Origin of the sequence: Rahnella perminowiae (assembly GCF_019049695.1) — a bacterium.
Taxonomy (GTDB): domain Bacteria; phylum Pseudomonadota; class Gammaproteobacteria; order Enterobacterales; family Enterobacteriaceae; genus Rahnella; species Rahnella perminowiae.
Map to the genome: position 1 here is coordinate 30,150 of NZ_JAFMOT010000187.1, position 26,407 is coordinate 56,556.

Here is a 26,407-nt window from a genome sequence, read left to right on the forward strand (position 1 = left end):
TTAAACATTCCCGGATGTTGACGCAAAGCTTCGCCGGCTTATTCCGGCAAAGCAGAAAAAGAGCTGTCATGGGTATAAAAACGGATCCAGTCAGTGACGGATTGCTGAAAGCGCTCCAGCCCGTGCAGGGTGACAAATTCATTCACGCCGTGCGCATTGCCACCGTGACCCAGGCCGCCAATCAGGAAGGCCGGTGCGATGCGGGCAAAGGTATATGCCGGTGCGCAGCCTGGTGCCCACGGCCAGATCTGCGGTTTTGCGCCCTGTAGCTGGTAGCTGGCAAGCAGGGCATCGACGCCGGGGCTGTTGCGCGGGAAACGGTGGCCGGGATAGCTGTCGTCCAGCTCAAGCTCCACGCCGCCAAATTCCGCCTGGCTGAGCGTCCGGCGGACGTCTGCCAGCAGATTTTCACCGTCAATGCCCGGCGGCACGCGCAGGGCGAGTTCCGCGCAGGCGCTGTGCGGGATTACACCCCGTGCCTGTTGCGGGTCACTGCGGATTTCTGAAATGTTAAGCACCGCGCCGTTAATCAGTTGTTGCAGGCAGGCCTGCGTATCGCCGCTGACCGATAAGGTTTCGCTGTGGCGAAAGCGCAGTTCATCGCGAATGCTGAAGTTTTCCGCCAGCGTATGCAGCAGCTCGTTTGCTGCCTCATCGACGGGCAGACGCGCGATGACGCCGCTGTTTACGGCGGGCGCAATGGTATGAAGGGCATGAACCAGCCGCCAGACGGGGTTGGCAATCCAGTTGGCATTACTGGCGTGGATCGCTGCATGAGGGCCGCCCCATGCGCCGCCACTGACGCGTAAACGGCCGCCGCTCAGTCCGCTGAAACCAAGATACACGCGGGGTTCGCCCCCGCCGTACTCGCACAGCGAGGGGAAAAATACTGCACCGGCGGACGGCACAGGGCACGGTTCCTGCGCCAGATAACGGCGTAACCGGCCGCTGCCCGTTTCTTCTTCGCCTTCGAGGATGATCTCGAGGTTGACGTCCAGCCCGCCAGTGTCGCACAGCGATTTTATCGCCATCAGCATGCCCGCCAGCGGCCCTTTATTGTTCTCCGCACCGCGTGCGATATACACCGCGCCGGTGCCCGGCCATTCAGTCATGCCGCCGGTGAAAGGCGGGAATTCCCAGCCTTCATCCGTGGCGGGCATCACGTCGTACATGTTGTACAGCACCAGCGTTTTCGCCGCCTGACGCTCAATGCGCATATGTACCAGCGGCGGGGTGCTTTCGTCGTTTTGCAGGCTGACCGGCAACACCGGCACGCCGTTCAGTTGCTGGCGGATCCAGTCCTCCAGCCACTGTGCCAGTTCGCGCTGCTGGCTGAGCTGGCCGGACACACTGGCAAACGGCGTCATCGCATTGAGTAAACCGAGCGTCGCATGCAGTGAGGGGGAAATGGAACATGTCACAGGCGGATCCTCGGATTGAGTACCACATAGAGCAAATCGATGATCAGGTTAATGCCAACAAACACCAGCGCGGCGAGCAGCACAATGGCCTGTACCAGCGGGAAATCGCGGTTCTGGATCGCCTGGACCGCGAGGCGGCCGATACCCGGCCAGGCAAAAATGATTTCAGTCACCAGCGCACCGCCAAGCAGCGAGGCAAAATACATGCCCTGCACCGTAATGACCGGGATCAGCGCATTGCGTAAACCGTGGCGAACCACAATACGCCAGCGGCTCAGCCCTTTGGCGCGGGCGGTGCGGATGTAGTCTTGTTGAAGAACGTCAATCAGACTGGCACGGATCAGACGCGCAATGGCGCTCATGTAATACGCACCAAGGCTGATGGCAGGCATCACCAGCTGACTGGCACTGCCATAACCGCCGGAAGGCAGCCAGCGCAGGTTAAGGCTGAAGGCGATAATCAGCAGCAGGCCAAGCCAGAACACCGGCACCGCCTGGCCGCTGAAAGCCAGCAGACGCGAAATCAGATCCCACACTGTGTTCTGATATAACGCGCTGATGATGCCGAGCAGTAAACCGGCTGCGGTGCTCCAGAGTAACGCGGTAAAGGCCAGCAGCAGGGTGGCGGGAACGCGCTGGCCAATCAGTTCAGTGACCGGCTGGCTGTAGCGCAGCGATTCGCCAAGGTTGCCCTGTAAAACACCGGTCAGATAATGCCAGTACTGCCATGTCAGTGAACGGTCAAAACCCATGCTGTGCCGGAAGTTATCAATTTCCTGCTGGCTGGAGCCCGGCGGCATCATCACCGCCGCCGGGTCACCGGTCAGGTGCAGACTGTAAAAAATCAGCAGTGACACACCAAACATCACCAGTACCGATTGTCCGAGGCGTTGCAAAATATAACGCAGCATATCAGTCGAGCCTCGTGTGGGTTTTACGCAGCAGGCTGTCGCCAAGCAGATTGCAGCCAATGACCAGTGCCGCAATCACCAGCCCCGGGTACAGCACCAGCCACTGTGCAAGCAGCATGTAAGAACGGCCTTCGCCGATCAGATTGCCGAGTGTTGGCGTCGGCGGCTGAATGCCCATGCCGAGAAAACCAATCGAGGCTTCCAGTACGATCAGGCGCGGGATATCCAGCGTCAGCAGCACAATCAGCGGCGTCATCAGATTGGGCAGCACATGGCGCAGCACAATACGCGGGGTGGAAAATCCCATGGCTTTGACTGATTCGATAAATTCCAGCTCGCGGATCTCCAGCGTTTTGGCGCGGGCGACGCGGGCATAAATCGCCCAGCTGGTCACGCCCATGATCAGAATGATATTAGTCAGCGACGCGCCGAACAGCGCCATTACCAGCAGGATCAGCAGGATAAAAGGCACCGCCAGCTGAATGTCCATCAGACGCATGATCAGCGCATCAAGCCAGCCGCCGGTGTAACCGGCAATCATGCCCAGCGCCGAGCCAATAACGGCGGCAATGACTGCGGCCAGCATCACCACCATCAGCGAGAGACGCGTACCCGATAAAATCCGCGACAGCAAATCACGCCCCAGCTGATCGGTGCCCAGCAAATGATGACCGTCCGGCGGTGAAAAGGCCGCAGCCAGATTGTTTGTCAGCGGATCAGGCAGGGGCAGCCACGGCGCCAGCAGCGCCGGGACAATCACCAGTAACAGCAACAGTGCGCCGAGGATCCCGTCGCCATAAAACCGGCGGCGGGATTTCCGTTGCAGGGTTGTACGCAGTGAAATCATTTAATCCTCAGGTCAAACAGCGGGATCCGCGAATCAGCGCGGCCGGTGAAGGCTACGTTGTCGGCGCTGGCATACAGGGAATCTTCTTTGTACAGCGGGATAAGCGGTTGCTGCCTGGCGACAACCTCCTGTATCTGCTGCAAAATTTTCTCACGTTTGGCCGGATCGACGAGGGTGCGGCTGCTGTTGAGCAGAGTATCCAGCTCTGGCGAATTCACCGTGGAATACGGCTCGCCGGAGTGCAGGATCGGATAAAGCGCGGCATCGGCGTCCAGCGTCTGGGTTGAACCCCATGCCAGCATGTACATCGGTGCCTGTTTTTGCGCCGCCACCTGTTGGGTATAGACCGACCATTCCGGCACCTCGAGTTGCGCTTTCACGCCGATCGCAGCCAGATCCTGCACAATCGCCTGGGCGACGTCGGCGCTGGCAATATAACGGCGGGGAGCCTGGAAGCGCAGGGTGAAACCTTGCGGATAGCCAGCTTCTGCCAGCAACGCTTTGGCTTTGGCGATGTCCTGAGCGGGGGCGGGGATGGCCTCATAACCAAAATCTTTCGGTCCGGCCATGGTGCCGGTCGGTGTGCCAAAACCGTGCAATAAATCGCGGGTATAAGCCGCACGGTTCAGTGCGAGTGATAACGCCTGGCGTACGCGCACATCGTTCAGCGGTTTCTGGTCATTCTTCAGTCCGAGGTAAATGGTCAGCCCGCCATTTTTTACCTGCTCAAGATGTACGCCCGGCTTGTTTTTCAGCGCCGGTACCAGATCAGCCGGTACACCATCAACCAGTTGTACTTCGCCGGTCAGCAGAGCAGTGATGCGTCCGGTAGCCTCCGGGATCGGACGCCAGGTCACGGTATCAATGGCGGGTTTGCCGCGCCAGTAATCCGGATTGGCCTGCATCACCACTTTTTCATCGGGAATAAACGCGGTAAGGGTATAGGCGCCTGAACCGACCGGCTTACGGGCAAATTCTGCCGCACCGACTTTGGTGACATACGCCGGTGGCACAATATAGGTCGGGTAGCGGCTCATGCGTGTTGGCAGCAGCGGGTCGGGGCCGGCGGTGTGGATGTTCACCTGATACTCGCCGGTGATTTCCACGGATTTGATGGTGCGGATATAGGAAATGGTCGGTGCGTGATTAGCAGGGTCGAGAATACGGTCAATGGAGAATTTTACCGCCTTCGCATCAACCGGCTCGCCGTCGCTGAACTTCACGCCCTGACGCAGGGTGAAGGTCCAGGTGGTATCATCCAGTGGTTTCCAGCTTGTCGCCAGCCCAGGCTGCAACTGCATATTGGCGTCGCGCAGCACCAGCGTATCGAAGAGGTTATCCACCAGCGTGGCAGACTCTTTCAGGAAGCCCGGATCCATGGCCGTGGCGGAAGCCGGTTGGGCGATCACCAGTTCAGAGGCGAAAGCAGCCGGTGTTGCCAGGCTGATAAGCAGGGCGAGTGAAGCCAGTTTGAAGGCAGGTATTCTCATTACGGTCATTCCCAAAGTGAAGCCGTCAGAAGAGTTGACGGAATTAACGTGAAGGTGTGCGTCACAAAAAAGGTCAGTCAATATTCAATTCTTCAATACATGATATATCCTATATAATGTATTTTTTGCAAGCTACGGATTAAACCGCAAAAGAAAAGCCATTATTTTGCTAAAGGAAAACGTCACATGTTTGAGATGGAAAAAGCGCAGCGTGTCAGCCTGACCATGCAGGTGGAAGCCAAACTGAAAGGGGCATTAATCGTCGGCGTACTCAAACCAGGCGCGCGGCTGGTGACCAAAGAAATCGCTGAAAAACTGGGTACCAGCGTGACGCCGGTGCGCGAAGCGTTGCTGCGTTTAGTATCGGCCGGTGCGCTTGATGCCACACCGGCACAGGCCTTTCTTGTGCCTAAAATTGCGCCTGCGCGCTATCAGGAAATTACGCTTATACGTAAAAATCTTGAAGGTCTGGCGGTGTCGCAAGCTTGCGGGCAGATCACTGCGGAACAGATTGCCTTACTGAAAACCCTGAATGCCCGATTTATGGCAGCGAAAGTGGAAAATAACGTGGAGGGCGCTTTAGAGGCGAACCGGGAGTTTCGCTTTACGCTGTATGACATGGCCGCGATGCCCACGCTGACCGCGCTGATTGAGCAACTGTGGGTGCAGATTGGCCCTTGCTTTAACTATCTTTATCCCCAGTCGCCGCATATGGCGCAGGGGCAGCACAATTACGATCAGTTGTTACTGGCGCTGGAAGCCGGTGATGATAAACGCTGCGTGAAGCTTATCCACAAATCGATTGATGACGGCGCGGCCATCCTGAGTAAGCATTATTTTCTACAGGAATGACAGATGGTTGCGGTGATGCAGAAAGGGTTGCCAGACTGCGGGAGGCAGTCTGGCGGGGGCACGTATCAGAACATCATGACCATCCACGGGTAGGCAATCAGCATCATGCTACCGAGGAAAATCGCACCAAAAATGGTACCGAGACGCCAGTAATCTTTGGTCGGCAGATAGCCACTGCCGTAATAAATCGGGCTGGGGCCGGTGCCGTACGGGGTGATGATCCCCATCACACCCAGCGAGGTCACCATCATCAGGCAGTAAACCGGCATGTTTATGCCCGGTATGGCCGCCGCGATTGTCAGCATAGCCGGTAACAGAGCGGTGGTGTGTGCCGTGGTACTGGCGAACAGGTAATGCAGCAGGAAGAATGCAATCAGCAGCATAACAGCGGCGACCTGCGGGTCGAAACCGTTAAGCAACTGGCCGCCTTCTTTACCCAGCCAGGCGATAAAACCGACACGGGCCAGGCCATCCGCCAGCGCCACCAGAGTGGCAAACCACGCAAAGGTATTCCAGGCCGGTTTGTTACTGGTGATGTCGTTCCAGTTCAGCACGCCGGTCCATAGCATCAGCACCACGACCAGCAGTGCAGCCAGCGCGGGTTCAATCCACGCCGCAGCGAAAATCCACATCAGCAGCGCAGAACACACGAAGATCAGCAGCAGGATCTCGTTGCGCGACAGCTTACCCAGTTTCTCCAGCTCACTTTTCGCCCAGCGCGGCACCTCATCATTAATTTTCACTTCCGGCGGATAGAACCAATAGGCCAGCAGTGGCATGGTCAGGATCAGCAGTACGCCCAGGGGCAGGAAGGCCAGGAACCACATCCCCCAGGAAATAGTAAAGCCGGTGATGCTTTTGACTAACGCCAGCGCCAGCAGGTTCGGGGCCAGCGCCGACAGGAACATCGAACTGGTGATACATGCCGCGGTAATCGCTACCCACATCAGATAAGAGCCGATTTTACGCGCACTCGGGTCATTCGGTTTGGAGCCATATAAGGGTGGCAGGTTGGCAATGATCGGGTAAATGGTCCCGCCGCTGCGTGCGGTGTTGGATGGCGTGAAAGGTGCAAGCAGCAGATCCGCAAAGGTAATGGCGTAACCTAACGTCAGGCTGCGGCGGCCGAGATATTTCACCAGGATCAGCGCCAGACGGCGACCAAACTGCGTTTTGTCATACCCGGCGGCGAACATAAACGCGCCAAAGATAAGCCAGACCGTCGAGTTGCCGAAACCGCTCACTGCCCATTTGAATGCCTCGGCGGGCATCTTAAATTTTGGATTAGCGATTTCGGCCGGGCTGAATAACAGCCACTGGCTGAACAGGGCGATTACCACCACACCGGTCAGGCCGATCACGGCGCCAGGCAAGGGTTCAAAAATCAGGCCGACTATGACGCCGACAAAGATAGCGAAGAAATGCCACGCATAGGGTTCAAGCCCGGCAGGGACCGGGGTCAGCAGTAAAAGCACCGCCACCAGCACCGGCAGGAACAGCATAATCAGACGTTTTGTGAGTACCCCGGAGGCCGGATCGGCTGTGCCGGGATCATTCAATGTGGATGTGGGTTTCATAAATTTTGTCTGCCCGTAATTGAGTGTGAGCGTTACGCCACGGTTATCTGAGAGGGTGTTCTGATTCAGAAAACCATTAATTATTCTTTCGATCTGAAATGCGTTAAGCGGTACGTAATGATGGTGGATCCTTTGTGACGAAATTAAGACGTTACTATTATTCTGAGGTAAATGTTCTCAGGCAAAATGGCGTAATGCATTCATTCAGCAACACATGACATTACAGAAATTGTGGTTAATTTTTTTTGACGTTAATCCGTTTAAATGACTGTAGAGTAAATTTGAGTAAACGCCAGTTTTGCGGTCAACGTACTGATTTTCAAGGTAGAGTTTTTTATGTTATTCTAAAGTTGATTTTTGTCAACTCATCATTAACAATTGATGATGGTATCGGTTTTCATGCCGGTTAAATAAACAACTCCTGCTTAAACAACGTTTATAACGCTAATTTTATCGTCTGATATAAATACATTAGCCCACAGATTTCTGTATTCATCACCTGCTCCGGATTGCTTAATTAAACGGTAGTTTTTATTTACGATAAGCAAGGATAAGCAATGCGGCCACGAAAAAATTCAAGACTTACACATTTCGGAGTTGATCATAATGAATAAGCTGACACCGGTACTTAATCCGCTCACGCTTCCTAACGGTGCGGTACTGAAAAACCGTCTGCTGATGGCCCCTATGACGACCTGTACCGGCTTTTATGACGGTACCGTGACCAGTGAACTGGTGGAATACTACCGCGACCGTGCCGGTAGTATCGGTACAATCATCGTCGAATGCTGCTTCATTGACCGTATGGGGCCGGCGTTCCCGGGCGCGATCGCTATCGACAGCGACAACAAAATTTCCGGTCTGAAGAAAATTGCTGATGCCATTAAATCTAAAGGTTCAAAAGCGATTCTGCAGATTTATCACGGCGGCAGAATGGTGGAGCCGGAACTGATCGGCGGCCGTACGCCAGTGGCACCAAGCGCCATTGCTGCGCCGCGTGAAGGTGCGACCCGGCCGAAAGAGCTGACCGGCGAAGAAGTGGACACGCTGATCACCAAGTTTGGTGATGCCGTGAACCGTGCCATTAAAGCCGGTTTCGATGGCGTGGAAATCCATGGCGCAAACACCTACCTGATCCAGCAATTTTACTCGCCGAACTCCAACCAGCGCACTGATAAATGGGGCGGTGACCGCGACAAACGCGCACGTTTCCCGCTGGAAGTCCTCGAGATCACCCACAAAATGGCGGAACGCCTGGCGGATGCGTCTTTTATTATCGGCTACCGCTTCTCGCCGGAAGAACTGGAAGTCCCCGGTATCCGTTTTGACGATACAATGTATCTGCTGGAAAAACTCGCCGCCCGCGGGCTGGACTACGTACACTTCTCAGTCGGGCAGTTGTTGCGTCCTTCCATTGTCGATACCCAGGATCCGACGCCACTCATCACTAAATACCGTGCCATGCGATCTGAAACCCTCGCCAAAGTGCCGGTGATTGGCGTCGGCGGGGTGATCAATAAAGCTGATGCCGAAAAGGGGCTGGAATACGGCTTTGATCTGATCGCCGTCGGGAAAGCCTGTATTGCTTATCCGGACTGGGCTGACCGTATTATCAATAACGATCATCTCGAGCTGTTTATCGACAGCCATAAACGCGAAGAACTGAACATCCCTGAGCCGCTGTGGCGCTTCTCGCTGGTTGATGCCATGATCCGCGACACCAGCGTCACCGGCCGTAAATACAAAGCCGGGGTTTATCAGGAAAAAGTCGAAGCTGAAGCGCTGAAGCTGAAGATCAGCGTTACGCTCGATACTGACCGTATTACTGATATTGCACTGGTCAAAGATGACTCGCTGGACGTCGATTTCACCACCACGTTTGAAAGCCTGCGAACCCGTATGCTGGTCGCCAACAGTCCGCATGTCGATGCCATTACCGGCGCGACCACCCAGAGTGAGGCGCTGAAAAAAGCGGTCTCACGTGCGCTGGCGACGTCCAGTAAAGAACATGTTATTGAAGAGGGCGGTAACCCGCAGGCGCCGCAAAACTATGATGTTGTGGTGGTGGGCAGCGGTGGCGCAGGGTTGGCTGCGGCGATTCAGGCACATGACGAAGGCGCGCATGTGGTGATTATCGAAAAAATGCCGACCATCGGCGGCAATACCATCAAAGCTTCAGTGGGGATGAACGCCGCAGAAACCCGTTTCCAGAAACTGAAAGGCATCGAAGACAGCAAAGAGCTGTTTTATGACGAAACGCTGAAGGGCGGCAAATTCAAAAACAATCCGGTGCTGCTGAGAGAGTTTGTGGAACTGGCCCCGGAAGCGGTTGAATGGCTGGCGGCGAAAGAGATCGAACTGAACGATATCACCATCACCGGCGGGATGAGCATCGACCGCACGCATCGTCCGGCGGATCGTTCAGCAGTCGGCGGCTTCCTGATCAGCGGTCTGGTGAAAAACATCAACAAGCGCGATATCGAAGTGCTGCTCGAAACCACCGTCGCCGAAATTCTGTCTGAAAATGGCGTGGTGACCGGCGTTAAAGTGGTGGATGAATACAATGACAGCCGCATTCTGAATGCCAAAAGCGTGATTGTCGCCACCGGAGGATTCAGTGCCAACCGCGAGATGGTGGTGAAATATCGCCCTGAACTGGATGGTTTCGTGACCACGAACCATGCAGGTGCAACCGGCAGCGGGATTGCCTTGCTGCAGAAACTGGGCGCAGATACCGTTGACATGCGCGAAATTCAGATCCACCCGACGGTAGAGCAGACGACTTCTTATCTGATTTCAGAGGCGATCCGTGGCGGGGGTGCGATCCTGATCAGTCAGGCCGGGAAGCGTTTCTATAATGAAATGGAAACCCGCGACAAAGTATCTGCCGGGATTATCGCGTTACCGGAAAAAAGTGCATGGGTGATCTTCGACGAACAGGTGCGGGCGGGTAACAAAGCGGCCGACGAGTATATCGCCAAAGGCTTTGTGATCAGCGCGCCTACGCCGGAAGAACTGGCGGTGAAGCTGAATATGGATCCGCACACGCTGTCGGAAACGTTGTTGCGCTACAACCTGTTTGTCGTGGAGAAAAAAGACGAAGACTTTGGCCGCACGACTGCGCTGCGTCACCCGCTTAATCAGGGCCCGTTCTTTGCCATCCGCATCGCACCGGGTGTGCATCACACCATGGGTGGCGTGACCATTAACCCTGATACCGCCGTGCTTAATGTGCAGAAACAGGCGATCACCGGTGCCTGGGCCGCAGGCGAAGTGGTCGGTGGTATCCACGGTGCGAACCGCATCGGTGGTAATGCTGTCGCCGATATTATTATCTTCGGCATTCTGGCCGGTAAAAATGCGGCGGCGCTGGCGAAACGGTAACCTTCTGACTGTTCACCGCGTCAAAGTGAAAATCCACGCACAAGCGTGGATTTTTTTTGGCCCGGGGGTTCAGCCAAATGCTTGTTTTACCGCCTGAATAAAACTGCGGATCTTCACGGTTTGCCGTAAACCGGCAGGTGTCAGTACATGCATTGGTCGCGAAGGGCCTTCGTAGCCGGGTAAAACCTGTATCAGCCGTCCTGCATTTATTTCTTCCTTCAGCACATCTTCCGGCCCCAGTGTCACGCCATATCCGCTGACAGCGGCGTGCAGCAGCGCGCGCCAGTCGTTCGAGCGCAAACGGCCCTCTGGGTGAATTTCCTGCATTTTTCCTTCTTTATAAAATTGCCAGCGGCAGGGGGCCTGTGGCGACCAGATACCGTAAACCAGACATGAATGGTTGGCCAGTTCTGCAGGCGTTTCCGGCACCCCATTTTGGGCAAGATAGTCCGGAGACGCACAGGCAATCAGCCGGTACGGTCGCAGCGGATAAGCAATCATCTGGCTGTCAGTGAGTTCACCAATTCGCAGGATCACCTCATAACCTTCTTCAACCGGATCGACCAGACGGTCGCTCAGGGTCAGCTCTATTTGTGTCTCCGGATATTGTGCAAGATAGTGCGTGATGAAAGGCGTCAGCGAGGATGTGCCGAAGGTAACCGGAGCGTTAACGCGCAAAGTGCCTGAAGGCGTGATTTTCATCTCAAGGGCGATGGCATCCGCCGCTTCGGCTTCTGAGAGCACGATTTTACAGCGCTCATAATAACTGCGTCCGATATCCGTAAGATGCTGACGCCGCGTCGTGCGGTTGATCAGTGGCGTCCCCAGTCGTGATTCGAGACGGGCAATATGCTTCGCGACCATTTGCGGGGAAATACGTAATGCCTCAGCTGCGGCCGCGAAAGAACCGAGATCGGCCGTTCTGACGAATACATTCATGCTGGTTAAACGATCCACGATTCCCTCTTATATGTTGTTTGTGTGTGTCGATAGCGACGATTTATCAATATTGAGTAGGGAATTATTCTTAACCTATCGACAACAAAATGAAAGGTAAAAATCATGAAAATAGGCATTATCGGGGCAGGTTTTGTGGGCCGGGCAGTGGCGAAACTGGCGATAAAAGCCGGACATCAGGTCATGCTCAGTAATTCGCGGGGGCCTCAGACGTTATTCAGCCTCAGGCCGATGATCGGGTGTGAAATCGGTACGGCCACAGAAGCCGCTGCTTTTGGCGATATCGTGGTGATTGCTGTGCCACTGACGGCTATCGGGCAATTGCCGGTCGCGGAAATCGCCGGAAAACCGGTCATCGATGCTGTGAATTATTATCCCGAACGTGACGGTCAGGTGGCAGAACTGGACAATCAGACCACGACCACCAGCGAATATCTTGCAGGCTTCCTGCCACAGTCAAAAATCACCAAAGCGTTCAATGCGATTCAGATGACGGATCTTGAAAAAGACGGCTTACCTGCCGGAAACCCGCAACGCCGGGCATTGCCTGTCGCCGGCGATGATGCGGAAACGAAAAAAACGGTCATTGCGTTATACGACGCATTTGGTTTCGACGCCGTTGATGTCGGCGCACTTTCCGAAGGCTGGCGCTTCCAGCGCGGCATGCCGTCCTATTGTGTGCGGATGACCGAAAGTGAATTAAAGGCTGCGCTGGAAGGCGCAGTCAGGCCGGAACCGGCAGGAAGATAAAAAAGAGAGGCATTATCTTGCTCGTCCCCTGCGCAAGGGGGCGGGCTGAGCGCGCTGTCAATTGCCAGCTACGGCGACAACTCTTGTGGTCAGCACAATCCCGGCACTGATCAGCGTAAACAACGCGATGATCCACGCCATCGTCACGACGATCAGCACCACGCCGCCTGTTTGTCTTTTAGCATCACGGGCATCTAAGGTAAATAAATGGTATTGCCAGATAAAATATCTGTTCAATATTATTTGGGCGCTGCTACCCCGAAAGTGTTTAACTTTTGATTCACGTTTGTGAAATTCAGTGATGGCATTCATCATCAGAATGTCGGCAGGGGAAATATCTGACTTGTGAATTAAAGTAGTTAATGATTTTAACTTTGACCGAATAAAAATAGAGTGCCACTCTACTCTCTTAAAGGGTATAATCACATTTTTATTTAGTGCGGAGCTCTAAAATAATGATTTTTGAAACAAAAAGAGATATCCTCAATGCGCATACTAGAATAATCTTTGATTTCCTTTTTCCATATTCGACAGAACTTGCAGTGATGGGGGGTAGTGAATTTTTATTTACTGATGAAAATAATGTTTCATTTATCTATTTAGTGAAGTCTGGTCATTTTCTCGTCAAAGACCTCTCTGCGGGAATGAGCATAAAAACGGTATCAGCACCTTATATTTTAGGTATGGCTCAAGGGTTATATCCGGAAAAAATGAATCTTTTGGCTATTGAACATATTTCAGATGGTGTGATTTACCGGTTAGAAAGTCAGCGCGCCATTGAAATAATTTCAAAAAAACAATGCTGGAGTTCTCTGGCGCATTTTCTGGCATTTCAGATCGGCTTTCTCTCCAGTCGATACTATGATATTTCGCATAGAAGTAGCTATCTGGTGATTAAGTCATTGTTGATCGAAATGAGCAATGAGCCTGATGAAATAATCCAAAATTATAGTATCGAAAAATATATCTCCGAAAGATGTTACCTTGGCAGAAGTGGAATAATGAAGATTCTCTCTGATCTGCGTAAAGGCGGATATGTTGAAATAAAAAGAGGGAAGTTGATAAAAATTAATAAACTCCCTGAGAAATACTGATGACTTATGAGGGAGTCATCGATGACCCCCCCTCATAAACGTATTAATCATAGCGTATATTAAATGTCGCTTTACCATTGGCTTTACCCGCGACCACATTATCCATTATCTGGTAGTATTCAACACTGAATAATAACGAGGTTGTACCCATTACGTCTGATGTGAAGGGGATATCTTTCCTCAATTCAACTGGCTGACTGTTATGCTTAATTCTTAGACTGATCCCTTCGGCACTTCCTGGGATTTTATCTAATGCGATCAGCCCATTGGAAGGTTTTGCTTCAGGTTCAATGCCATCAAATACAATACTGTATTGCATTTGGGCATCACAATTGAGATCAATTCTGAAATTCCGCTCGCCTACACTGCTACCCGGTCCTTTGAAATCTTTAACATCAAAGCGTCCTAAATCAACGTGAATGTTTTCATCGGAAAGTGTACAGGCAGAGGGTGCGATTAGGGTACTGCCAATATTAATGTGAGTAATATCACTCCCGCCGTCAGTCATTAATTTTGCATAACGCCCCGCGGATAACACACCGGCCGTTGTCTTACGGTCATTGGTTTTAATTAATTCTAGTTTGTATTGTGTATTAACCGGGATATCACGTTGGCAAATCGTATTGTTACATTTTAAATCAAGATCCCAGGGGAACGGGTGCTCAGTTAATGATAAACGATATCCGACACCCGGAATGTTTGTACTGTAAATATTGTTTTTTAATAAATTTCCTAAATTAATTCTGGCGTTTATTTTACCCCCACCCTGACAGTTGAGTATCTTACTGGCTCCGCCACTGGACGGGTCTGTCAATACTTGTTCATAAAGCACGTAGCCCGCCGGACGATTGTGTGGGATCACGATATGTCCGGGAGTAAATGTTAATTCACGCGCCTGCTCAGTCGATGTGCATTGAGCATGGCTTAGTACAGGAAAAAAGAAGAGAAAAAATATCCCTGTCTTCGTGAGTAAAAGTGACATTTTTGTCACTGGCTTTCTTGTTGTTCCTGGTTGTAACATTATTTATCTCCTAAACACATAATCCATTAACTTCAACCATTGAGAATTTTTTGTCTTTACTGTCTTTGGGAAGAGCAGGAAGTTCAAACGCTGCCTTGCATTGCTCATCTTGTTCATCTCCCCACTTTACGGTCACGATTCCTTTTTTTGGCATACCAATCAAATACACTAAGCCATTATCTGCAACAATACTGTTGCTACTATTTTCACCAGCTGTTGCTGTCGCGCCAAAAGGAATTTCATGATTGTCAGGGCGCGATAATGTCATTAATACACGTTCTCCTGAACGGACATTAAAGTCAGCTAATACTAATGCACCATCAGTAGGGATGACATTATTCATCGTTGTGGCAATCTCTAAATTACTGGACAGAGAATCAGTGTCGAGCCCAATTGCATTGACCCGGTAGGGCTGTATATTTGGCACGACGGCATATCCCCGGCTGTCGGTTTTAATTCCGACACCATTTGTAATCGAAATATTTTCCTGATCAGGTATTCTGACCAATGCAATGGGGGCATCGGAAGATAATGGTTGGGAGAGTGTTACACCATAAGGATGTGCCAGTATTGCACCCCGGATGCCATAACTTAATCGCCGGTTTGCTAAAGACTCGCTGTAATTACTGGTCAGTTCAGCAGATGATCCTTTGTAGACGGCATTAATGCTTCCCCCATCACTATCGTTTCCCACAGTGGAATTGATACCATAATTCAGATTGTTGCCTTCAAGAAGGGTGCCATTGATTCCTGCCGTCTGGACAATGTGGTTGGAACTGTCTGATGTCATGGAATATGTCGCCCAGGTTTGCGGTAATAAACTTTCTAAAGGTACCTGAAGATTTAAGGCGAGTTGTTTATCTGGTTCGCCGTTTTCGCTCTGTGTATAGTTATAGTTAATGCTTAGTGTCATAGCCCCATAACTACCGCTATAGGAAACTGAAAAATAATTATCGGGTTCCTGATCCCAATAGTTTTGTCTATATGCATAGACTGAAATGGAACCATAATCTTTCAGTGGTTGGCTGAAACTCACTTCATATCGGTCATGTTTTTGGCCAGATGATAAGTTTGAGTCATCACTGATAATGTCCAGCGCATCTTCAAAAGAATAATAGTCTTTACCCGGAAAAAGGAAGGCGGATAAATTAATTTGTGTTCCCATGCTGTTAAGGGATTTTGCATACTTTAAACGGTATGACTCTCCTGAAAAAACTTTACGGTCAGTGCGCGTTTCCGAATGTGTCGCATCAACAGACACCGAACCGAATGGCCCTAATCCGAGGCCATAGCCAAGCTGTTGCGCTGTATATTTATCGCTGTTGGTCAAGCCACCGTATACGGTTGTATCATGTGGCAAACCGTAAAGCCCGGTAATTAAAGCAACATTAGGATCTTGAGCGGAACCACTGTCATTGTTATATTTTCCCGCCATAACTTCGTATTTCAGATGTCCTTCCCGCTGCATTACAGGGACTGAGCCAAAACTTTGCGTAAATTTGCGTTCACTTCCGTCAGCTTCCTTAACGGTGACGTCAAGGTCCCCACCCCCCGTACTGGGGAATAAATCAGTTATTTCAAACGGGCCCGCGGGCACATAGGTTTGATAAACTACATACCCACCCTGACTGACCGTGACCTGAGCATTTGCGGTATTCGCTATGCCGCGAATAACAGGCGCAAAACCACTTTCTCTGCTTGACATCATTCTGTCTTCCGAGGCAATTTCCACCCCGCGGAAAGCTAAACTATCAAAAACATCACTTTGGGTTGAATCGTCACCCAGTGTTAATTTACCTTTTATTTTTGCAATATCCTTTTGCAGGTAAGTATTGATATTATCCCATTTATCGCCACTGGAATTATGACTCCAGGTTGTGTAATTTCTTAATCGCCATGCTCCAAGATTTACACCATTACGTAAATTAAGGTACTGATCACCTTCTTCAGAACCGATATTTTTATCATGGGTTTGAGCACCGCTAAAGTCATAGCTGGTAAAAACAGTTGTCAGCCCCTGACTCCATTGTTCGGGATCAATGTAATCGGAAGGGATATTTTTCATTAAGATCTGTGGAATGTTAACCGTAACGCGTTGTTGTTTGAAATTAAACTTAGCGTATGCTCCTTCAATTTTCTTATCAAGATCTACAATGATGCTGTCGTCTTTACTGTCTGCAAATGCAGGAATTTCATCAATTTTAACACCTGCTTTACGGTATTGGCTCAATGGGATCTCTGGTTCTAATTCTCCTTTTTCATTCTCTACAAAATTAATTTCATGTTGTCCGATGCTTTGTTCATTTATGTATATTTCGACGTGATATATACCAGGTAACTGTTTACCCGGCGTATTGAATCGAGACAAGTCTACCTGCTGTCCACCTTCTGGGCCATCTAATTCGAGTGCGCTTGCGTCATAATATTTTTCTGCGCTTAAGGCTAACGTCGGGTTCAGGATGATCAATAATTCGGCACACGTTATGCAGGCTATTTTACTCCAGGAATATTTTGGCCTTTTTGCGGCTTTTAGGTAGAACAATTTTGACATGATCAATCCTTTAATCTTACAGCTGCGCCTTCCTGCGATATGAATAAAAAGGGAGCAATTCTGACGTCTTGTCAGCGAGACTTCTTAAGTAAAAACACAAAAAACAAAATGCCGTCCTCATCAGTAAATGCGGACGGCATAAAAAATTAACTGAAAAATCAGAGCTTCGATGTTTCTGCCGGTGTCGTCTGGCCTTGATCGCCCAGCGTTGTCCATGAAACCGTCGCTGTGCTTGACGAATTTCCTAATTCATAAGTCATTGACGAAACAGGCGCGAGCATTGCTTTGTTTTTAATCACCAGTTCTCTGCCATCAACTTTGACTGAGGAAAATGTCAGATAATAGGGAGTTGGATTCGTGGCAATGAGTTGGTTTCCCTGCTTTTTAAATGTGATTTTTTGATAAGCGCGGGTGGCTTTATCCCCTGAGAGCGCTTCAGGACGATAAATAAGTTTCAACGTTGACTTGACTGAAAAAACCATCGTGTTCGAGTCTTTCTTTTCCGTCTCAGGTATGGACTTAATATTCAGCCAAAAGACGGACTCGTGATCAGCGGGCAGAGCGGCACCATTATGAATAATACGCAACACATTTTCTTCGCCTGCAGAAAGGCTGAAGAGTGGAGGAGTAACGATAAAAGGAGATTTAACTTTCGATTTTGATTTTTTCTTTATGGCATCTGTTGCAGATGGGGCGTCTGATAATGATTCAACCCACGATTGGATCAGATAATTGTTGGTTTTGTCTGGGTTTGATATCTTTATGACGGAATCCTGTCTCTGTTCCTCATAAATAACACGTGTCGCACCGATTTGTATACCCGCGAAAACGAATGATGATTGGGTTAATAAAATGAGAGGCAACAGGGCCTTTTTAACAAATGACATAAAGAGATCCACAAATTGAAAAAGATAGTGAGCCTTATTTTATGAGACACCCTTTTCAGGTTGTCTCATAAAGGACTATTGTTTACGGCTATCTGTTATTCGTACATAACAGAAATATTGGTAGCCATAACAAACTGACCCACTGCGGCTTCACCTTTGGTAGAGCGAATGTTTGCAGTGAAAGGCAGTTCTATTTTTGCATCGCTACTGGCCGGTGCTGCCACCTGAATCGGGGTATTAGGTGATATCTGGCTGCCATTACTGTCTTTCAGTTCAATAACGACACCGTCATCCTGTCCATGCGATACAGCAAAGTCGCCGGTTGAACCATATTCATCACCAGAAAACTGGAACTGAAAGCTGGAATAACCTGACGGGCAACCTGTCATACTGACTTTGAAGTTGACGGCCGGAGATGTTGCACCCACGGCTTTGAGAGCATTAGCCTCGATATTACCCAGTTCGATAATGCTATTGTCCGTACCCGTATTATTGACATCAATTGTGCAGACACTGCCTGCTAAATTTCCTTTAAAATTAACGGTACCGGTTGCCGAGGCAGTTTCCATTAGGCCCAGAGTAAGTAAGATACTCAAAGGAAGTGCGATAATTTTTTTGTTCATAATATATCCTTATATTGGTGATGTTTATTAATGTTGATTATTGTTGCATAATGAAAAACTCGGCATCAAACATCATTCATAATGAACATTTATACCATTAGCCATAACGAAACTACCTTGATTAACCATTTGGTTTATTGCCAATAAGTTTACAGTGAAATGCATGTTAGCAGACTCTCCATCTTTAGAGATATTGGTTGCAATTAACTCTTTAGATTTGACGTTCCGACCTTCGCTGTCTTTGATTTCATAGAATACACCGGAGCCCATTGACTCCGGAGCAAGGAAGTAATTGTTATTAAAAGATGGGCTGGTGCCAGCAAATTCAATTGAATAATTTGAACCACCGGTACAATTCTTTAGGCTTATAGTGAACGGAACGGCAGCTGAAGTTGCGCCACTATTAGCAGTCAGCGCACTAATCGAAATGCTGCCCATATCGACATCGCCTACTGTAGAACCACTGTTATTCACATCAAGGACGCAACTACTCGCCCCTATTGTACCGGTGAAAAGTATAGAAGCAGCAGAGGCAGTATTCATACCGCCAATCATCATTAAAGCCGCAATGGATACAGGAAGTAATTTTTTGTTCATATTTAATCCTTTAATTTACGAGTAATGCCCGACGTATCTATCCGTATAAGGAATGTTTACCTACCTAAATATAATAAATACATATTATATAGAGATTGCTAACTATAAAGACAGATTGATGTTATAGCTATAGCAATTTTCTAATTGTCCAAATTCGGATTTTAAATCGGAATTAAATAATTCTACGGAAGGGATGTAATAATACAACAGAGAAGGGACGTATGAATTTAATTTGTTAATTAAATGAAAAGAAGTGAATCCCACCTTCCGCAATGCCATTTAATAATAAGGCGATACTGCAAAAGATGGGACAGATGTGTTTATGACTTAATTTCAGTCACGAAGTTTTCACGGCTGCGGCGAACTTTCTTCAGGTTCACCAGCCAGTCACCTTCATGGGCGCGATAGCCCAGCGGCAGGATCACGACACTGCGCAGGTTTTTGTCTTTCAGGCCGAGGATTTCATCCACGGCAATAGGATCAAACCCTTCCATCGGCGTCGCATCAACTTCTTCAAACGCGGCGGCAATCAACGCGGCGCCTAAACCAATGTAGGCCTGACGCGCGGCGGCCTGATAATTGGCTTCGGTACCGCGTTCAGCAACGATAGCCAAGAGCTTCTGGCGGTAGCTTTCCCAGCCTTCGTTTTTAAAACCACGGACTTCATTGGTCAGGTCAAACATCATGTTCACGCGTTCAGGTGTGATGTCATCCCATGCCGCGAATACCAGCAGGTGAGAACAGTCAGTAACCTGTGCCTGATCCCAGGAAACGGTGCGGATTTTTGCACGAATATCAGGATTGGTGATCACTAACAGTTCGAAGGGTTGCAGGCCGCTTGAGGTCGGTGCCAGACGCACGGCCTCAATAATATTTTCAATCTTTTCGGCCGGTACCGTTTTGGTCGCATCAAACTTCTTGGTGGCGTAACGCCAGGCCAGTTTTTCGTTTAAGGTCGTCATCTTTTTTTCCTGAAGGATAAATTTGGAAGCGGGGCGTTGCCTGTGACAATTATCCCCGAAATAGCCGCCCGATAATCGCATGAACCGGATCCGGGGTTTTATGCTTTTGAGCCCTCAGAAAGCGCGTGGCCCGCGAAATTTGCAGGGTTTTGCCTGCGGATCGGGTGACAGCAACGATCACCCGCCGGAGGCCGAACCGGGAGGCAATACAGGAAACACTGAAACAGGTAATATGCAGTATTAGTTTTCTGGATATCATTATAATCCCTCATCACCCAAACGTATGTTTCGTAGCGGATTGCAGCCGCGTCTGAAACCTGAAGTAAGAAGAGGCAGTGCAGTAAACTGCTTGGAATTTATGATGAAACAGTCAAGGCGACCACGATGCAGACAAAGCGGATCCTGATTATTGAAGATGATGCCGATGCGGCAGATGTTCTCGATGCTTATTTAAAACGTGAAGGGTATGACGTGCAAATTGCCGGTGACGGCCTTTCCGGGCTGGAGCACGCGCTGCGCTGGAAGCCGGATCTCATTCTGCTGGATGTGATGCTGCCGGGAATGCGTGGCACCGATGTTCTGGCATCGCTGCGGCGTGAAAGCAGCACGCCGGTGATCATGGTGACAGCGATGGGCGATGTGCCCGATAAAATTGGCGCGCTGCGCTTCGGTGCGGATGATTATGTGGTCAAACCTTACAACCCCGGCGAGGTGGTGGCGCGGGTGCAGGCGGTGCTGCGCCGTATTGCGGCAGACGAAAACAGCACGCCTGCGGTGTTGCGCTGGCAGGGGCTCGATGTGGATGTCGAGGCGCTGACGGCGGCGGTGAGTTCGGCCTCGGGTGAACCGCATTATCTGGATTTAACACCGACAGAGTTTGGCGTGCTGAGCACATTGATGCGGGCGCCGACACGCCCGTTTTCGCGCCAGTATTTGCTGGAACATTGCCTGCCGGAAAGTGAGGCGCTGGAAAGGGTGGTCGATACGCATGTCTATAACTTGCGCAAAAAACTCGAATCCGCAGGCATCGTTAACGTGTTAGTTAACGTGCGCGGCGTCGGTTACCGGTTCAGACAGCCATGAATCACTCACATTATCAGTCCCTGTGGCGCTGGATTTGTGTGCGGATCCTGACGCTGGCCATCGGCAGTGTGGTCGTGATCGCGGTGTGCATGTGGCTGCGTTTTGCCATTCAGAATCTCTGGGTATTGCATCATATGTCTCCTGCGCTCAGGGCAGAATTTAACCTGCTGCGGGATAATCCGGATCTTAACCTCACACGCTTTCATGAGATTGTCGATCAGGGCTGGGGGCCGCGGTACTCCGATCCTTCCATCGCTTCGGCCGACTGGCTCCTGGTTGGCATCATGGTATTAGTGGTGACGCCGTTTATCGCTATTTTGGGATTAAAAGCCGCGCGTCCGCTTTCGTCGCAATTCAGCCGTCTGGCGCAGGTGGCGCGTGCGGTCACGCAGGGGGATTTCAATACGCGGGCAGAACCGGTGAAAAATGCCCCGGCGGAGCTGATACAGTTCACCGATGATTTTAACGCCATGATGCTGCAACTTTCACGCTATGAGCGGGAACTGCGGGCCTCCCATGTGGCGATGGCGCATGAACTGCGCTCACCGCTCACGGCGGCGGTCGGGCGTTTACAGGGCATGCTGGACGGTGTGTTCCGCCCGGAGCCGCAGCAGTTGCAGATGGTAATGACACAACTTTTGCATCTGAACCGTCTGATCGACGAACTGCATCTGCTGTCGCTGGCGGATGCCGGTCAGCTGAACCTCAGTAAGACAGAGCTGGATCTGGCAGAACTGCTGCGCGAGCGGATTACATGGCTGAAACCTCAGTCGGCGAAAGCCGGTTTTGATATCACCCTGACGCCGGGTGCCCCGTGCCGTTATATCGGTGATCCGTTCCGGCTCGGGCAGGTATTTACCATTCTGATGGAGAATGCATTGCGTTATGCGCTGGAAGGACAGCGTCTGGACATCGCGATCGCCCCCCGCAATGGCGGTTATGAGATAACGTTTCAGGATAAGGGGCCGGGTGTGGATGACAGTTTTCTGCCTGTTATGTTTGAACGCTTCAGCCGGGCAGAATCTTCTCGTGCAAGGCATTCCGGGGGTAGCGGATTAGGTTTATCCATCGCCCGTGCGATTTGTGAAGCTCATAGCGGGCAGATCCGTGCAGCGAAGAAAACGCAGGGCGGGCTGAAGATCACGGTCATCTTACCGCCGCCGGAAAACAGCCAATAAAAACTCCGCACTGCAAAAAAAGGGGATGCTGTGTGCATCCCCTTTTTTATATCGGTTTTTTACATCAGGATCAGAAGTCGTACGTCATTGAGACTTTGAGCGAACGCGGTTCTCCCTGATAGATATAGGTTCCGGTGCTGTCGATATTTGACCAGTATTTTTCGTTGGTCACGTTATCAACACCCGCACGCCAGACCATATCATTCTGGTTAATTTTGGTCCGGTAGCGCACGCCAAGATCCAGAACAGTATAAGCGTCAATTTTCTTCGTATTAGCCGAGTCTGCCCACTGGGAGCCGGAATGATTCACCAGCGCGGTGGCCGTCAGACCGTCAACCGGTTTAATGTCATATTCCGCCCCCAGAACCAGGTTGTAACGCGGCACGCCAATCGCATCTTTACCGTTGTAGGTATTGTCTTCTGTTTTGGTCATTTCCGGATCAATCCAGGTGGCGCTGCCGTTCAGACGCAGGCCCAGCACCGGCTCGCCAAAGACGTTCAGTTCTGCACCCCGGTTACGTTGTTCACCGTCCATGCCGTAGAAATCCTGACTGTTGAGGATGCCTGAAGGTTTTTTGATTTCAAATAACGCAAACGAACCGCCAACACGCCCGAAGTCCGCTTTTACCCCCACTTCGTTTTGTTTTGAATGCGCAATGCCGGTGGTTGTACCGTAGTTTTTCGCTGTGTCCGGTGCCACATCACCGGGTTGTAAAGATTCGGTGTGGTTGGCGTACAGGGAAATAACCTGCCACGGTTTGTACACAACGCCGTACGTCGGCATCCAGCGGCTGTCGCTGTAACGTGATGACACGTCTTCAGCGCCGGTCGCATTCTTGTAATTACGTACGATCACTTTCTGATGACGGGCACCGACGGTGAACAGTACGGTGTCATCCAGAATGCCCAGCGTGTCGGCTAACAGATAGCCCTGAGTCCGGTTACGCCCGGTGGTCAGCGGGTCGTCATAATGACCGCCAGACAGATTAGGTGTCGGGTTCGGGACATTCGTGGTGTGATAAATATTGGTGTTTTCGGCATTGGCACCGTAAGCCATACGCCACGCGGTATTATTGCGTGAAGTCAGGGCGGAATAACCGAAATTGACCTTGTGGGTAATAAATGCGGTATCGAAATTGCCGCGAATGCCGGCCATTCCGCTGAAGTTATTGATGATGCGGTTGGTATCCAGACGGCCTATTGTTGCCGTTCCGTCAGCCTCTTTCAGCGCAGGGGAGGCATAGTCGCCGGTTTCATGCGAATGTTGTGCGCCCACGCCGCCATACACTGTCCAGTCATCAGTCACATCATATTCCGCTTTGGCCATACCAAATTCGGACTCAATATTGCTGTATATCCAGTCCTGACTGTAATTGTGACTGTTGGATGGCACTTTCGGGATGAAATCCACACCACTGATATTTACGCCAAGACGGGCGTCGTGGAAGGTTTTCTTTTGATAGCCCATGTCCACCGAGGTACGAAGGCGGTCACCGCGATAATCAAGGCCCAGCGAGGCTGCGGTGGTGCGTTTTTTCTCACCATCAATACCGGTTTCACCTTCGCGGTTAACGGCATTGAAACGGATACCGAACTGATTGTCATCACCAAAACGACGGCCCAGATCCAGCGTGCCGCCGACCTGCGAGGAAGAGGTATAATCCACACCCACGCGGGTCAGCGGCGCGTCATCCGCATGTTTTGGCTCAAGGTTAATCATGCCGCCAACGCCGCTTGTCGCCGCGCCGTTCAGTAATCCGTTCGCACCCTTGAAGATTTCCACCCGGTCAATTAATGACGTATCAATTACCTGACGGGGAACCACGCCGGGTAATCCGCCATACGTCATGTCATCACCATCGAGTTCGAAGCCACGGATACGGTAGGTTTCCGCGAAGTTGCCATACCCCTGAACGTTCTGAACACCGGCATCATTGCGCACGACGTCAGCAATGGTTCTGGCTTGCTGATCCTGCATCAATTTTGAGGTGAAGCCGATGATGTTAAACGGCACATCCATCGCATTCTGTTCGCCAAGCATACCAAGACGGCCACCATGTGCCACCTGGCCATCCAGATAGGCCGGAACCAGCTGATTACCGCCGGGCCGGAATTCATTATCCGGCGTACTGACGATGGTCATCGTATCGCCCGCCGCAGCTGTTGAACCGGTCGCCGGAGCAGGGGCTGTGGCCGCGAGTGCAGGCGTGCAGCTGACGCTGACAAACAGGGCCAGCAGGGTCGGTGTAAACCCCGCAGGTGAAATTTTTTCGCGCATAGTGTAACCCTAATGTAAAAAGGACTGAGAATCATTATTATTTGAATTTGCGATTATGCGTATGGCGCTTTGGGATGCAAGAAAAATCTCAGGGGCAAATGTTTTCGGGAGAGCGGGCGGAGACAGCATAAAAAAATCCACGGCAGGGCGTGGATTTTAAGCGAATGCGCAGGGTTACGGCATCGGATTCTATTTTTTCTTATTAAGCATCGATTTCAAATCGGCAAAGGGATTGTAGGTGGCTTCGCCAACATCTTTTTGTGCATCTTCTCCTGCCACAACGGTTGTGCCGTACTGGTCAGCCTCAGTGTATTTTGAATGTTCGTGGTCATGGCAATACAGACATAACAACTCCCAGTTACTGCCATCTTCCGGATTATTGGTATGATCATGGTCGATATGGTGAACCGTTAATTCACGCAGGTTTGAGTAAACAAACTCCCGCGAGCAGCGCCCGCACACCCACGGATAGATTTTCAGCGCTTTCTCGCGATATCCGCTTTCCAGACGCTGGTAGTTTTTTGGGATCAGTGCCATTGAAATGTTATCCGTTACAAAAAGATAATTTTACGTTTGTGCCGCTAATATATCCCGTAATGCGGCAGAAGGAGAAATGAAAGAAGGCCCGGACAGCCACTTTTAAGCAGGCCTTTGCGATAAAAAGAAAAATCCACGCCATGACGTGGATTTTCGCAGAGGTTTCAGAACAATATGCGCTGAGTTTGGAATCAGACGTTGAACAGGAAGTTCATCACGTCGCCATCTTTAACGATGTAGTCTTTGCCTTCTGAACGCATTTTGCCCGCTTCTTTCGCGCCTTGCTCACCTTTGTAGGTGATGAAATCGTCGAATGCGATGGTTTGTGCGCGGATAAAGCCTTTCTCAAAATCAGTGTGGATTTTACCTGCAGCTTGCGGCGCCGTCGCGCCAACAGGGATGGTCCATGCACGGACTTCTTTCACGCCGGCGGTGAAGTAAGTTTGCAGATTCAGCAGCTCATAACCGGCGCGGATCACGCGGTTCAGGCCCGGTTCTTCCAGACCCAGCTCAGCCATAAATTCTTCACGGTCAGCATCGTCGAGTTCAGCGATGTCCGATTCAACCGCAGCACAAACAGCAACGACGACTGAGCCTTCCGCTTCTGCAATTTTGCGCACAACGTCGAGGTAAGGATTGTTCTCGAAACCGTCTTCATTAACGTTCGCGATGTACATTGTGGGTTTCAGTGTCAGGAAGCTCAGGTAGCGGATGGCCGCTTTGTCTTCTTCAGTCAGAGCCAGCGCGCGCAGCATGCCGGCGTTTTCCAGCTGTGGCAGGCATTTTTCCAGTGCGGCCAGTTCTGCTTTCGCGTCTTTGTCGCCGCTTTTGGCGCGTTTCTGCACACGATGAATCGCACGTTCGCAGGTATCAAGGTCAGATAATGCCAGTTCGGTATTGATGACATCAATGTCATCAGCCGGATCCACTTTATTGTTAACGTGAATAATATTGTCGTTCTCGAAGCAGCGCACCACGTGGCCGATCGCTTCGGTTTCACGGATGTTGGTCAGGAACTGGTTACCCAGACCTTCGCCTTTAGAGGCACCTTTTACCAGGCCCGCGATGTCTACAAATTCCATGGTAGTAGGCAGGATACGCTGGGGTTTTACAATTTCTGCCAACTGGTCGAGACGCGGATCGGGCATAGGTACCACACCGGTATTCGGTTCGATGGTGCAGAACGGGAAGTTTGCCGCTTCGATACCCGCTTTGGTCAGCGCATTGAACAGCGTAGATTTACCGACGTTCGGCAGGCCGACGATACCGCATTTGAATCCCATGTTTTTCTCACCTTAATATCTTAATTATCAAACGATTAAATATAACCGCACGATGTAATGACCACAATTCCCCTCATTATACACGAGAACCACATTTATCTCGATCCGCTTGTGGCCGTCCCTG

22 protein-coding genes are annotated in these 26,407 nt (G+C 50.7%); 6 read left to right on the forward strand and 16 right to left on the reverse strand.

Translation table 11 applies throughout. The features are described from left to right. Nucleotides 1–38: 38 nt before the first annotated feature. The 4 genes from J1781_RS21850 to J1781_RS21865 are packed head-to-tail and all read right to left on the reverse strand — an operon-like array spanning nucleotide 39 to nucleotide 4,669. Nucleotides 39–1,421 carry a M20/M25/M40 family metallo-hydrolase gene (locus J1781_RS21850; RefSeq protein ID WP_331252990.1) on the reverse strand — a complete coding sequence of 461 codons (1,383 nt, stop codon included), beginning with the start codon at nucleotides 1,419–1,421 and terminating at the stop codon, nucleotides 39–41. Next, a complete protein-coding gene (locus J1781_RS21855; protein ID WP_129951372.1) occupies nucleotides 1,418–2,332 on the reverse strand; it encodes an ABC transporter permease in 915 nt (304 codons plus the stop codon). Before J1781_RS21855 ends, J1781_RS21850 begins: the two co-directional genes overlap by 4 nt. 1 nt (nucleotide 2,333) lies before the next feature. Further along, a complete protein-coding gene (locus J1781_RS21860) occupies nucleotides 2,334–3,179 on the reverse strand; it encodes an ABC transporter permease (protein WP_129990673.1) in 846 nt (281 codons plus the stop codon). Then, a complete protein-coding gene (locus tag J1781_RS21865; protein ID WP_217138688.1) occupies nucleotides 3,176–4,669 on the reverse strand; it encodes an ABC transporter substrate-binding protein in 1,494 nt (497 codons plus the stop codon). Before J1781_RS21865 ends, J1781_RS21860 begins: the two co-directional genes overlap by 4 nt. A gap of 186 nt (nucleotides 4,670–4,855) precedes the next feature. On the opposite strand from J1781_RS21865, the gene J1781_RS21870 reads away from it, so the two are divergent. Next, nucleotides 4,856–5,521, forward strand: a complete 666-nt coding sequence (locus J1781_RS21870; RefSeq protein WP_129951369.1) for a GntR family transcriptional regulator — start codon at nucleotides 4,856–4,858, stop codon at nucleotides 5,519–5,521. A gap of 65 nt (nucleotides 5,522–5,586) precedes the next feature. Here the strand turns inward: J1781_RS21870 and J1781_RS21875 are convergent, their stop codons facing one another. Next, nucleotides 5,587–7,098: an anion permease gene (locus J1781_RS21875; protein ID WP_129951368.1), complete on the reverse strand. Its 1,512-nt coding sequence runs from the start codon at nucleotides 7,096–7,098 to the stop codon at nucleotides 5,587–5,589. A 606-nt stretch (nucleotides 7,099–7,704) separates the two neighbouring features. Between J1781_RS21875 and J1781_RS21880 the strand changes: the two genes are divergently transcribed. Next, nucleotides 7,705–10,482, forward strand: a complete 2,778-nt coding sequence (locus tag J1781_RS21880; protein ID WP_217234191.1) for an NADH-dependent fumarate reductase — start codon at nucleotides 7,705–7,707, stop codon at nucleotides 10,480–10,482. A gap of 69 nt (nucleotides 10,483–10,551) precedes the next feature. On the opposite strand, the gene J1781_RS21885 is transcribed toward J1781_RS21880, so the two are convergent. After that, nucleotides 10,552–11,439 carry a LysR family transcriptional regulator gene (locus tag J1781_RS21885; protein WP_217157543.1) on the reverse strand — a complete coding sequence of 296 codons (888 nt, stop codon included), beginning with the start codon at nucleotides 11,437–11,439 and terminating at the stop codon, nucleotides 10,552–10,554. Nucleotides 11,440–11,544: 105 nt separating this feature from the next. On the opposite strand from J1781_RS21885, the gene J1781_RS21890 reads away from it, so the two are divergent. Further along, nucleotides 11,545–12,189, forward strand: coding sequence for an NADPH-dependent F420 reductase (locus J1781_RS21890; protein WP_217138685.1), 645 nt, complete (start codon nucleotides 11,545–11,547; stop codon nucleotides 12,187–12,189). A gap of 57 nt (nucleotides 12,190–12,246) precedes the next feature. Here J1781_RS21890 and J1781_RS21895 read toward each other — a convergent pair whose 3' ends face one another. Then, complete coding sequence (locus tag J1781_RS21895) at nucleotides 12,247–12,504, reverse strand: hypothetical protein (RefSeq protein WP_217218827.1); 258 nt, start codon at nucleotides 12,502–12,504, stop codon at nucleotides 12,247–12,249. A 140-nt stretch (nucleotides 12,505–12,644) separates the two neighbouring features. On the opposite strand from J1781_RS21895, the gene J1781_RS21900 reads away from it, so the two are divergent. Next, nucleotides 12,645–13,283: a winged helix-turn-helix transcriptional regulator gene (locus J1781_RS21900; protein WP_217234192.1), complete on the forward strand. Its 639-nt coding sequence runs from the start codon at nucleotides 12,645–12,647 to the stop codon at nucleotides 13,281–13,283. A 43-nt stretch (nucleotides 13,284–13,326) separates the two neighbouring features. Here J1781_RS21900 and J1781_RS21905 read toward each other — a convergent pair whose 3' ends face one another. The 6 genes from J1781_RS21905 to J1781_RS21930 all read right to left on the reverse strand — a co-directional run bounded on the left by J1781_RS21905 (nucleotide 13,327) and on the right by J1781_RS21930 (nucleotide 19,924). Further along, a complete protein-coding gene (locus J1781_RS21905; RefSeq protein ID WP_217234193.1) occupies nucleotides 13,327–14,304 on the reverse strand; it encodes a fimbrial protein in 978 nt (325 codons plus the stop codon). A 10-nt stretch (nucleotides 14,305–14,314) separates the two neighbouring features. Further along, on the reverse strand, nucleotides 14,315–16,855 hold the full coding sequence (locus J1781_RS21910) for a fimbria/pilus outer membrane usher protein (protein ID WP_217234194.1): 2,541 nt from the start codon (nucleotides 16,853–16,855) through the stop codon (nucleotides 14,315–14,317). 158 nt (nucleotides 16,856–17,013) lie between these two features. Then, on the reverse strand, nucleotides 17,014–17,742 hold the full coding sequence (locus J1781_RS21915) for a fimbrial biogenesis chaperone (protein WP_217218814.1): 729 nt from the start codon (nucleotides 17,740–17,742) through the stop codon (nucleotides 17,014–17,016). 95 nt (nucleotides 17,743–17,837) lie between these two features. Further along, nucleotides 17,838–18,365, reverse strand: a complete 528-nt coding sequence (locus tag J1781_RS21920; protein WP_217218815.1) for a fimbrial protein — start codon at nucleotides 18,363–18,365, stop codon at nucleotides 17,838–17,840. A gap of 72 nt (nucleotides 18,366–18,437) precedes the next feature. Further along, complete coding sequence (locus tag J1781_RS21925) at nucleotides 18,438–18,962, reverse strand: fimbrial protein (RefSeq protein ID WP_217234195.1); 525 nt, start codon at nucleotides 18,960–18,962, stop codon at nucleotides 18,438–18,440. A gap of 320 nt (nucleotides 18,963–19,282) precedes the next feature. Beyond that, complete coding sequence (locus tag J1781_RS21930; RefSeq protein WP_217218847.1) at nucleotides 19,283–19,924, reverse strand: nitroreductase family protein; 642 nt, start codon at nucleotides 19,922–19,924, stop codon at nucleotides 19,283–19,285. A 384-nt stretch (nucleotides 19,925–20,308) separates the two neighbouring features. Between J1781_RS21930 and J1781_RS21935 the strand changes: the two genes are divergently transcribed. Together J1781_RS21935 and J1781_RS21940 are read left to right on the forward strand one after the other, a co-directional pair. Then, on the forward strand, nucleotides 20,309–21,007 hold the full coding sequence (locus tag J1781_RS21935) for a response regulator (RefSeq protein WP_217234196.1): 699 nt from the start codon (nucleotides 20,309–20,311) through the stop codon (nucleotides 21,005–21,007). Next, nucleotides 21,004–22,185: a sensor histidine kinase gene (locus J1781_RS21940; RefSeq protein ID WP_217234197.1), complete on the forward strand. Its 1,182-nt coding sequence runs from the start codon at nucleotides 21,004–21,006 to the stop codon at nucleotides 22,183–22,185. Before J1781_RS21935 ends, J1781_RS21940 begins: the two co-directional genes overlap by 4 nt. Before the next feature lie 70 nt (nucleotides 22,186–22,255). Here J1781_RS21940 and J1781_RS21945 read toward each other — a convergent pair whose 3' ends face one another. The 3 genes from J1781_RS21945 to ychF form a co-directional block, all read right to left on the reverse strand. Next, the gene (locus tag J1781_RS21945) at nucleotides 22,256–24,463 is read right to left on the reverse strand and encodes a TonB-dependent receptor (RefSeq protein WP_217218846.1); all 2,208 of its coding nucleotides are present in this window, start codon (nucleotides 24,461–24,463) and stop codon (nucleotides 22,256–22,258) included. A gap of 189 nt (nucleotides 24,464–24,652) precedes the next feature. Then, on the reverse strand, nucleotides 24,653–25,000 hold the full coding sequence (gene yajD / locus J1781_RS21950) for an HNH nuclease YajD (RefSeq protein ID WP_129951353.1): 348 nt from the start codon (nucleotides 24,998–25,000) through the stop codon (nucleotides 24,653–24,655). 191 nt (nucleotides 25,001–25,191) lie between these two features. Next, complete coding sequence (gene ychF / locus J1781_RS21955) at nucleotides 25,192–26,283, reverse strand: redox-regulated ATPase YchF (RefSeq protein ID WP_217234198.1); 1,092 nt, start codon at nucleotides 26,281–26,283, stop codon at nucleotides 25,192–25,194. Between the last annotated feature and the right edge of the window lie 124 nt (nucleotides 26,284–26,407).